Origin of the sequence: Cypionkella sp., from assembly GCF_034376685.1 — a bacterium.
Lineage (GTDB): Bacteria > Pseudomonadota > Alphaproteobacteria > Rhodobacterales > Rhodobacteraceae > Cypionkella.
This window is the reverse complement of record NZ_JAXMJJ010000096.1, coordinates 1-9,415: the sequence shown is the minus strand read 5'-3', so window position 1 is coordinate 9,415 and position 9,415 is coordinate 1. Positions and strand designations below refer to the sequence as shown.

The 9,415-nt window shown below is 60.3% G+C and carries 12 protein-coding genes; 9 read left to right on the top strand and 3 right to left on the bottom strand.

The genetic code is table 11. The features are described 5' to 3' along the window. Together U1A24_RS18545 and U1A24_RS18540 are read left to right on the top strand one after the other, a co-directional pair. The coding region (locus tag U1A24_RS18545) for a metal transporter (protein WP_322323466.1) at positions 1 to 998 on the top strand (998 nt) is incomplete at its 5' end. Between the two features lie 123 nt (positions 999 to 1,121). Beyond that, positions 1,122 to 1,445, top strand: a complete 324-nt coding sequence (locus tag U1A24_RS18540; protein ID WP_322323465.1) for a hypothetical protein — start codon at positions 1,122 to 1,124, stop codon at positions 1,443 to 1,445. A gap of 49 nt (positions 1,446 to 1,494) precedes the next feature. On the opposite strand, the gene U1A24_RS18535 is transcribed toward U1A24_RS18540, so the two are convergent. Continuing rightward, the gene (locus tag U1A24_RS18535) at positions 1,495 to 2,160 is read right to left on the bottom strand and encodes a L,D-transpeptidase (protein ID WP_322323464.1); all 666 of its coding nucleotides are present in this window, start codon (positions 2,158 to 2,160) and stop codon (positions 1,495 to 1,497) included. Positions 2,161 to 2,414: 254 nt separating this feature from the next. On the opposite strand from U1A24_RS18535, the gene lnt reads away from it, so the two are divergent. The 7 genes from lnt (at position 2,415) to U1A24_RS18500 (ending at position 7,583) form a co-directional block, all read left to right on the top strand. Next, positions 2,415 to 3,998 (top strand): apolipoprotein N-acyltransferase, encoded by a 1,584-nt coding sequence (lnt, locus tag U1A24_RS18530; RefSeq protein WP_322323463.1) that lies wholly within the window; start codon positions 2,415 to 2,417, stop codon positions 3,996 to 3,998. Then, entirely contained in the window at positions 3,995 to 4,168 is a 174-nt protein-coding gene (locus U1A24_RS18525; protein ID WP_322323462.1) for a hypothetical protein, read from the top strand. Before lnt ends, U1A24_RS18525 begins: the two co-directional genes overlap by 4 nt. A 107-nt stretch (positions 4,169 to 4,275) precedes the next feature. Continuing rightward, a complete protein-coding gene (locus U1A24_RS18520; protein ID WP_322323461.1) occupies positions 4,276 to 4,869 on the top strand; it encodes an SCO family protein in 594 nt (197 codons plus the stop codon). Between the two features lie 3 nt (positions 4,870 to 4,872). Continuing rightward, positions 4,873 to 5,346, top strand: a complete 474-nt coding sequence (locus tag U1A24_RS18515) for a copper chaperone PCu(A)C (RefSeq protein WP_322323460.1) — start codon at positions 4,873 to 4,875, stop codon at positions 5,344 to 5,346. A gap of 38 nt (positions 5,347 to 5,384) precedes the next feature. Further along, positions 5,385 to 5,927, top strand: a complete 543-nt coding sequence (locus tag U1A24_RS18510) for an SCO family protein (protein WP_322323468.1) — start codon at positions 5,385 to 5,387, stop codon at positions 5,925 to 5,927. Between the two features lie 16 nt (positions 5,928 to 5,943). Next, on the top strand, positions 5,944 to 7,110 hold the full coding sequence (locus tag U1A24_RS18505) for a M23 family metallopeptidase (protein WP_322323459.1): 1,167 nt from the start codon (positions 5,944 to 5,946) through the stop codon (positions 7,108 to 7,110). Continuing rightward, positions 7,107 to 7,583: a DUF411 domain-containing protein gene (locus tag U1A24_RS18500; protein WP_322323458.1), complete on the top strand. Its 477-nt coding sequence runs from the start codon at positions 7,107 to 7,109 to the stop codon at positions 7,581 to 7,583. Before U1A24_RS18505 ends, U1A24_RS18500 begins: the two co-directional genes overlap by 4 nt. An 11-nt stretch (positions 7,584 to 7,594) precedes the next feature. Here the strand turns inward: U1A24_RS18500 and U1A24_RS18495 are convergent, their stop codons facing one another. Beyond that, positions 7,595 to 8,116, bottom strand: coding sequence for a TlpA disulfide reductase family protein (locus tag U1A24_RS18495; protein ID WP_322323457.1), 522 nt, complete (start codon positions 8,114 to 8,116; stop codon positions 7,595 to 7,597). A gap of 59 nt (positions 8,117 to 8,175) precedes the next feature. After that, positions 8,176 to 9,411, bottom strand: a complete 1,236-nt coding sequence (locus U1A24_RS18490) for a multicopper oxidase family protein (protein WP_322323467.1) — start codon at positions 9,409 to 9,411, stop codon at positions 8,176 to 8,178. Between the last annotated feature and the right edge of the window lie 4 nt (positions 9,412 to 9,415).

Here is a 9,415-nt window from a genome sequence, read left to right as displayed (position 1 = left end):
GTATTCAGGTGCTGGTTCGAGCCGGTGGGTCAGAGGCGATGGTCATCGCACAGGTCGCGGTGGACGACGCCTACTGGTCCTTCACGCAAGAGCCTGCCGGACCCATTGCACGCGCAGATAGCGTCTGGCTGCGCATCCCCTATCCTTGGCTTCTGGGTGAGGCACATCGCGTCGCCATGGTCTCGAATACCGGTACGGTGTTCGAACACGAGATCGCTGTGGCCGTACCGACACCGAAGCCCGACGCGGGGCAACTTCGCCTGCAGGCGCTGGTGGGCGCGATTGTCGGCCTCTTGCCGGTGGCGCTTGGCCTGATGTTCTATCCGGCGATGCGCGGGGTCGGGCGGGGAGGCATGAATTTCCAGCTTGCGCTGACGGTGGGCCTGCTGGCCTTCCTGCTCATCGACATGACGTCCGAGGCGCTGGAACTTGCAGCCGAAGCCGCCGCGTTGTTCCAGGGGTCTGCCATGGTCTGGCTGGCTGGCTTGGCGAGTTTCCTGTTGCTGATGGCCATCGGACGCTGGCGCGGCACGCCCGAAGGGCTGGCGCTGGCCTTCTACATCGCGCTCGGAATCGGGTTGCACAATTTCGGAGAAAGACTGGCCATCGGTGGGGCGTTCGCCGCCGGATCGGCGGGGCTTGGCACCTTCCTCGTCCTCGGATTTGCACTGCACAATGTGACGGAAGGGATCGGCATTGCTGCACCGATGCTACGTGTCCGGCCACCACTTTGGACCTTTGCTGCCCTGACGCTTTTGGCTGGCGGCCCGGCTGTACTGGGCATGTGGGCTGGCAGTCTGGCCTATGCGCCGCAGTGGTCGGCATTGGCACTGGCCGTCGGGGCAGGTGCGATCCTGCAGGTCATGGTCGAGGTCACCGCCTACCTCATGCGCCAGAACAACGACCGGCAATTCGTGCTGTTTGCTCCCGCTGTTCTTGGCGGTTTTCTTGCTGGGCTCGCGTTCATGTATGCCACCGCGGCCCTGATCAAGGTATAGTCGCCGCAGGCCTGGGCCAAAGCCGCCCATGCCGGATCAGGAACGCGACAGAACAAGAAACAAGGATAATCTATGCGACCGAGCAGCATTAACAGGTCAGCGATCACAGCCGAGGACATCGCGATGATAAACCGAACCCCACCCGTGGCTTTGAAACGGTTGCGGCCGATTTGTCTTGCGATTGGGTTTCTGGCACTTGGGGCCTGCACCGTCCCGATCAATCAGGCAACTGACAAGACGACTGGGTTTCTCAAGGAGCTGCCGGAAGGCGTCGCCCTGATTGCGGCACCGTATCAGAACCTGCAGGAAGTGATCCTGAAACCCGAAGACGGCTGCTATTGGTACCGCCATGTCGGGCCGGTTGAGACGACGATGTTGCCGCTGCGATCGGTTAGGGGCAGGCCGATCTGCACCGACGCTGCAGCCAAAACTGCCTCGGTGGGCTGATCCGAAAAGTCCCGCTGGCAGCCCCAAGCGCGCAAATGGGCGGTGTCCGTCACAGGGTCGTCGCCACATTCCCTTCTTCGGCGGGGTAGAGATGCGCTGTTACGCCAGCCTCGACCTGATCGAACAGGTCGTTGATATGTGGCATGACCATGCGCACACAGCCCGAACTCGCGCGGCTTCCGATTGAACCCGGAAGCGGTGAGCCGTGGATTCGCAGAAAGGTGTCGCGCTCACCGACAAAGAGATAGAGCGCGCGGGAACCCAAGGCATTTGCCGGACCGGGGGCCATGCCATCGACATATTTCGCGTAGATTTCCGGCTCACGTTCAATCATGGCGGGGGTCGGCGTCCAGCTTGGCCATTTCGCCTTGCGGCGGATCGTGTAGGTTCCGGGCTCGTACAGACCATCACGGCCGATGGCGACGCCGTAGCGCATGGCCGTGCCATCAGCCTGAATATGGTAGAGATACCTCGCGATCGCATCGACGTGGATATCACCAGCCACAAGCCCCGCTCGCGCTTCGACGCGGGTCGGCAGTAGGCGCGGGTGCAACCCCCATGGATTGGTCGTTGCAGCGTCATAGCCCGGCGGAGTAACCTCCGCATCCCAGGCCGCCCACTGGTCTTGCAGATGCGACGCGGCGAGCACCGGGGCAGCAATCGGTGCCGAAAACAGCGCGGCTGTCGTTGCAATGAAATGGCGTCGTGTGAACATTGGCTTCGCTTTCTTCAAATTATCGCAGCGCAAATCCTTCGATTGCGTACGTATCGTTATATTAGCGGCTGGCAAAGCGGCCCGGTTGTCCAGTCAAGTCTATGTGACTTTTGGCCTCGCGTAACGGTTTTCACCGCAACACTTCAGCCATTGAAAAATAGCGCGACCTGCCGCGCCATTCTGACAATGCCGTGATCTGCTGAAGGATATGTTGCACCTCTAGTTGCTAGAGCAGTTAGGCGTCACTCTGCAATTTGGAGGATCTGACAGAATTGATAATTTCGGATGGACATCCGTTTTCCGGCAGGACGCACCTGCGAAGTCTGGCCAGACTGGGGATCGTCGTAGCGGCAGGCGCGTGCCTTGTCCTCGCCCTGCCGCCCTATTCGATTTTGCCGCTCGCGCTGGTTGCCTTCGTGGCGCTTGCACTGGTGTTGCGTGGCGCATCGTCGCTTAGGGCGTTCGGGCTTGGATACATGTTCGGCTTGGGACAGTTTGTGCCCGGCCTGTTCTGGATCACTGAAAGCTTTCAGGTCGAGGCAGACCGGTTCGGATGGCTCGCCCTGCCTGCTGTGTTCGGTCTCGCCGGGCTGCTATCAGCGTTTCCAGCATTGGCATGTGTCGTTGCGGCGCGCATGGCGCGGTCCGGCCTGCCTCCGGCGCTGTCGCTGGCCACGGCCTGGGCGGCGTCTGAGTGGCTGCGAGGACATGTCGTCACCGGGTTTCCGTGGAATCTTGCAGCCTACACGCTGGCTGACTGGACCGTTCTGTCCCAAGCAGCTTCGGTGGTCGGCAGCTACGGGCTTGGATTTCTCCTCGTGCTGTGTGCGTCACTTGCTGGTCTCGCCTTCGGTCGTGCTGACCGCCATCTGCGGGTTCTTCGCCTGACTGGTGCGGCCGCGATTTTGGTCAGCGTTGCGGGCTTTGGAGTGGTGCGGCTTGCCACCTCAGGCCCGGCTTCGGACCGTGGCACGCAGGTTCGGGTCGTGCAGCCAAACATCGCGCAAAGTGCCAAATGGGATGAAACTTCCCGAAAAGCGAACATCCTGCGGCTTTTTTCCCTGTCGGCCCGCCCCGGGTCGTTCGATCTTTTGCTTTGGCCTGAAACCGCCTGGCCTGGGTTCCTTGCAGAAGAGCGTGGCGCACGGGTCATGTTGGGGTGGCTGTTGTCCGAAACTGGTGTCTTGCTCACCGGCAGCCCGGAGCGGGAAAAAACCGGGGCGGGAACGGTCTCCCGCAATTCCGTCCTCGCCATCGCTCCGAACGGCACAATCCTCACACGTTACGCCAAGCATCACCTGGTGCCCTTTGGCGAGTATGTTCCCTGGCGCAGTGTGTTGCCGTTTCAGCGGTTGGTTCAATCTCTGGGCGATTTTGCGCCCGGCCCTGGACCGCGCACGCTGGCGATTGGGCCCCACCCCTATGTTGGAGTGGCGATCTGCTATGAGGCAATCTTTCCCGGCCACGTCGCCGATGACGCGATCCGTCCGGACTGGATCTTCAACGCAACCAACGATGCCTGGTTCGGCACCTCGATCGGACCATGGCAACATCTGGCTTCAGCCCGAATGCGAGCGGTCGAAGAAGGTCTCCCGCTTGTTCGTGCCGCCAACACCGGAATATCCGCCGTGGTCGATGCCTACGGTCGGACGCTGGCTATGCTCGAACTTGGAACGGCAGGAATTATTGACACGCGCTTGCCACGACCGCTTTCACCAACTCCTTATGCTCGCTTCGGCGACTGGACCGCATTGGCGCTGGTCCTGCTTGCATGGGTTATCGTCAGACTGCGACTGCGACTGCAAAAGGCAGCGCTCTTAACAAGGAAATCGACATGATCGGACCGTTTTTTGGGGCTATTGGATTTGTCTGGGGCTATATCCTCGCGCGCAAGCGTGGCGGTAGATGGCTTGACCGGCTGCAGTATGGGGCTGGTTTCGCCATCGCATTTGGTCTTTTCGGCACCTTCCTCGGGATCGCCTTGGGGCGGTTTCTCGGCAGCCAATGATCGGCGAAACATTGCCGGTGGCCAAAAAACTCACCTCAATGTCGCTTGAACCTCTAGCTGCTCAAGGTTCTAGACCACTCAAATGAATCTCTTGGTCGGATATTTCGATGCGCCTTAGACGCCTTCAAATTGGGTTATGGGTCGCCGCTATCGCCGCGATGGTCATTTTTGCCGGAACAAGGTGGGCCACCCAAGGCGAGGGTGTTGCCGAAACCAGTCAGGCTTTCACGCCAGTCTTTACACTGGCGGATGATGAAGGCCGTATCCGGACGAGTGCAGAGTTTCGCGGGAAATTCCTTCTCGTCTTCTTCGGCTTCACAAACTGCCCCGATGTCTGCCCTACGACGCTTTCAGACGTAGCCCAAGTTTTGGACGATCTCGGGGCGGATGCCGAGAAAGTTCAACCGCTTTTCGTCTCGATTGACCCCGAACGCGACCGGCGGCTCGGCCTTGCGGCCTACACTGCAGCCTTTCATCCGGCGATCCTGGGTCTGGCAGGCACCGAGACCGAGACGAAAGCCGCGGCCGACAGCTTCAAGATTTTCTATGAACGCGAGAACGATGCTGCATCGCCTGACGGCTATTCCATGGCGCATAGTCCCGGCCTTTTCCTGATTGGTCCGGATGGTGAATGGCTTCGCCAATTCACCTACGGCACTCCGGCCGCCGACATCCTTTCCGACCTTCAGACGAGGTTTTGACCCATGAAACACTTGTTGCTTGCTGCGACCCTGTCGTTGACTGCATCAGCGGCCTTTGCCTGCGAAACCGTGACAGTCGGTGATCTGAGCGTCGAGCATGGCTGGTCTAAGGTCACCATCGGCGCTGGCCGTCCTGGCGTTTTCTATGTCTCGATCAGCAATGCTGGCGCTACCGACGATGCTCTTGTCGGCATTTCCACGCCAGCAGCGGGGATGCCGATGTTGCACGAAACTGTGGTCAAGGATGGCGTCGCGTCGATGCCGCATGCCATGTCGATCCCTGTCCCGGCAGGCCAAAGCGTCCAACTTTCGCCGGGTGGCTATCACGGGATGCTGATGGGCCTGACTGCGGCCCTGAAGGAGGGTGACAGTTTTCCTGTCACGTTGTCTTTCGAGAAGGCCGGCGAGGTGACAGTGAATGTAGAGGTGCTGTCCTTGCGTGCGGAGGGTCCGGATTGCGCCGACGCAGAACAATAATTCTTGGGGTTGGGAGCGTAGTCGGCGCCATGGCCTTCATGTTGGGCCTTGGCGCCTACCGCACGCGCAATGGCCCGGTCTTGAATGCGGCCCTGCCGCTGTCGATGAGCGAAATGAGTTGGCAACTGACCGACCACCGCAAACGGGCCGTGCGATCCGCTGACTGGATCGGCCGCCCGACAATGGTGTTCTTCGGCTTCACCTGGTGTCCCGATGTTTGCCCAACCACGCTGAGCGACATATCCGGCTGGCTGGAGGAGTTGGGGCCAGATGCCGACCGGCTGAACATCGCCCTCATCTCGGTTGATCCCGACCGCGATACGCCGGACGTGTTGGCCGAGTATGTCGCCAATTTCGACCCGCGGATTGCTGGTCTGACCGGAACTGCCAGTCAAATTGCTCAGGCTGCTGCGGATTTTCGTGTGTCCTACCGCAAGGTACCGCGCGATGGAGACGACTACACGATGGACCATACTGCTGGAGTTTTCCTGTTCTACCCGGACGGGCGCTTTGCCAGCATCATCGACTTCCACGAAGACCGGCGCTTCGCCGTACCCAAAATTCGCCGAGCCCTCAGTTGAAAGGCCATCCTGCCAGATGATCAGACACACCACGCTTTTGCTTCTTGCTTTCGGGCTTGCCGCACCCGTCCCGGTCTTCGCGGACCCACCGACGTCACATGTTCTTTCGCAGTCGACGGCGACGATCGCATCCGGTGATACTCTGGACAGCGTTCTTGGCAGAGCGGGCATTCCGCCAAACGTCAGGGCCGAGGCAGCATTGGCCCTTGCGGGTGTTTATGATCTGACAGAACTGCGCCCCGGACATCGGCTGGAGTGGGCTGCAGAAAAAATTGACCCCACGAGAGTCTTGCGACTGTCGCTGTTTGTTGATGATGGGGTCGAGATCAACTTGTCGTTCAACGGACCGATCACAGCCGAGAGGCTTGATCCCCCGATCCGGGAAGTCGACAGACGGGAGACTTTGACCCTTCAGGGTCCCCTGTATGAGGCGCTTGTCGCAGCCAACGCGCCCGAAAGGTTCGCCGTTGACCTGACAGCCCTTCTCGCGGGCCAGGTTGATTTCAGGCGCGACATAAAAGGTGGTGAAAGCTTCGCTCTTGTCTGGCGGGAGGACCAACTTCCCGACGGAAGCATCGCGGGCGAGCCACGCTTGAACTATGCGCGGCTGGAACTGACAGATCGCGTTCTCGAACTTGTAGCGTCTGACGCTGCAGGGCCAGTCATCGTTTTTGAGGATGGAGAAGCCGTCCAACGCTCCGCTGCGCCAATCCTTGGGGCGCGTCTTTCCTCTGTCTTTGGCAGGCGCAATCATCCTGTGCTGGGCGGGGTACGGATGCATACCGGTATCGACTATGCCGCGCCTGTGGGGACCGAAGTGTCAGCAACCGGGGCGGGCCGCATCATCTTTTCCGGGACGATTCGCGGGTACGGCTTGACGGTTGATATTGATCATGGCGGTGGCGTCGTGACGCGATATGCGCATCTGTCGGAAATCACCGACACGGCGGAACAGGGAACAAGGGTAAAGGCCGGGAGCAGGATCGGAGCCGTCGGAGCTACAGGGCTCGTGAGTGGACCAAACCTTCACTATGAAGTTCGTGTGGACGGTCGGCCCATCGATCCGACGGATCGCGAGGCCCTTTCTGCTCAGGAGATCGCTTCAGTTGACGATCTGAATGCGCTTGCAACTTGGCGAAAAGAGACCGGCTTCAAGTCGGCCAAAATGGAGGATCGGGGATGACGGGGTTGCTGGTCAAACGACGTGAATTTATGCTTGCTGCGGCGGCCTTCTGGGCCTTGCCAGTAGACTTTGCGAATTCGCAGGTAGAGCCCCCCATTCATGTCGTCAAAGGGCGCGGTTGTGAATGTTGCGAAGCTTGGGTCGACTACCTGCGCGAGCAAGGCTTTACGGTGACGGATGAAGTCTCGATGGGGACGCTGTTGATCCGCTACAAGATGGACCACGGGGTCCCGGTAAAAGCCTTCTCTTGCCACACAGGAACCGTCGACGGGTATGTGCTCGAAGGACATGTTCCCGCTGCCGACATCCGCCGGTTGCTCGTCGAAAGACCGGATGCGTTTGGACTTTCTGTGCCAGACATGCCCTACGGCTCGCCAGGCATGGGTTCAGAAGACAGCCGCGACGCATATGACGTGCTTCTGATCAAGCGCGATGGCAGTTTGAAAGTGTTCACCAGCTATCCATCCGCCTGAGCGACCAGAGGTTAAAGGAGACCACGTATCTGGGTGGCGGTGTCATCACTGTCCCAGTCAAACGGGCCTTGCAGGCGCCCGATCTCACGACTTTCTCGGTCGATCAGTAGCGTCGTCGGAAGTCCGACAAAGGCGAAAGCCAGTTGAACACGAAGGGATTCAGCCCAGAACAATGACAAATTCGCAATGCCAATCTCATTGTAGAAACGCCGCCCCCTGTCAATTCCCGCATCATCGATGCAAAGAGGCAGCACCATGAAATCTGCGCCGCCGATCCGCGCCTGAAGTCGGTCGAGCATTGGCATTTCTTCCCGGCACGGCGGGCACCATGTTGCCCAGATGTTCAAGAGAATCACACGGCCCCCGAAGTCTTCGAGACGCCGGTCGCGCCCTGACTCGTCCACGATCGGGGGCGAGAGCAAAGGCTGCGGGTCCCCACGAAGTCGAAAGGGCGCGCGCGCGTGTGCACGCTGCGTGACGAATGGCATGGCCAGTGCCGCAAGAACGGCGCGTCGTCCAAAGAATCGCGTCATTACCTATCTCCTGCGAAAAGGGCCGAGGCCCGCAGGCATACTGCGGGCCTCGGCGGCTTTTAGGCCGATACTGCGAACTCCGTCATCATGCCCGTCGAAAGGTGGGGCATGTGGTGGCAGTGCAGCATCCACCGCGCAGCTTCGCCTGCATCCAGCGCGACCGTCACCATGCCCATCGGTGGCACATGCACGGTGTCGCGCACCGCACCTGCAAAGCGCGCACCACCCGTGCTGACCACTTGAAACGCATGACCGTGCAAGTGCATAGGATGCGCCATCATCGACATGTTGTGGAACGTGATCTCTACTCTGTCGCCGGATTTCGCGGTGACAGGGACATGGTTGCCCCAGGTCTGGCCGTTGATCGTCCAGACATAGGGCATCATCGACCCGCCCAGCATCAGCATAGGCTGCGAAGCCGGCGCGCGTTCGGGCAGGGGCGTGACAGCGCGCAAAGCAGCCTCTTGCGAAAGGTCAGCGCTGAATGCCGGATGTTCAGCGTCAGACAAGCCAACAACCTTCGTCACTGAAGCGCCCGGCGTCGCAAGAATTACACCCGTGCGCTCTTTTGCCCCTTCTCGCAGCGCGAGGATGGGGAAAGCTCCGCCCTCGGCTGGCACGTCCAGCTCGATGTCAAGACGTTGACCCATGGCCAGGCCGAAAAGGCTGCCGGTCATTGGCTGGACCGGCTCCCCATCCACAGCGACCAGCCGCCCCGGCAAGCTGCCAGTGTCGATCCAGAAGACCGTCGCTGCTGCCGCGTTGATCACCCGGACAAGGACCCGGCCGCCCTTGTCGACCTGCAAAACCTCTGGATCGTCAAGAGTGCGGTCGTTTGCGAGATAGGCATCAAAGTTATAGTCGTTCAAGTCCATGGCCATGCCATCCATGCCCGGCATCGACATCGCGTCGCCCTGCCCCATCGCACCCATGTCCATCGCGGCCATGCCATCCTGCCCCATCTGGCTGTGATCCATCCCGGCCATCGAAGTGCCGCCAGTGATCTCGGCCAGCACTTCGGCTGGTGGTCTGAAGGAGAAGTCATGCAGGAACAGCGTCACTTCCTGTCTGTCGGCCGACACATCTTCCGGCCGCCGAACCACGAGCGGTGCGGCAAGCAGCAGCATTTCATGCTCGGGGACATGAGCATGCATCCAGTGGGTGCCGGGACGTGCGGTAAAGTCATAGGCGCGGGACTCTCCGGGTTGCAGCATTGGCATCGGGAGGTCGGGCACCCCGTCCTGTACATTGGGCGGGATCTGACCGTGCCAGTGGATGATCGTCGGCGCGTCCAGCGTA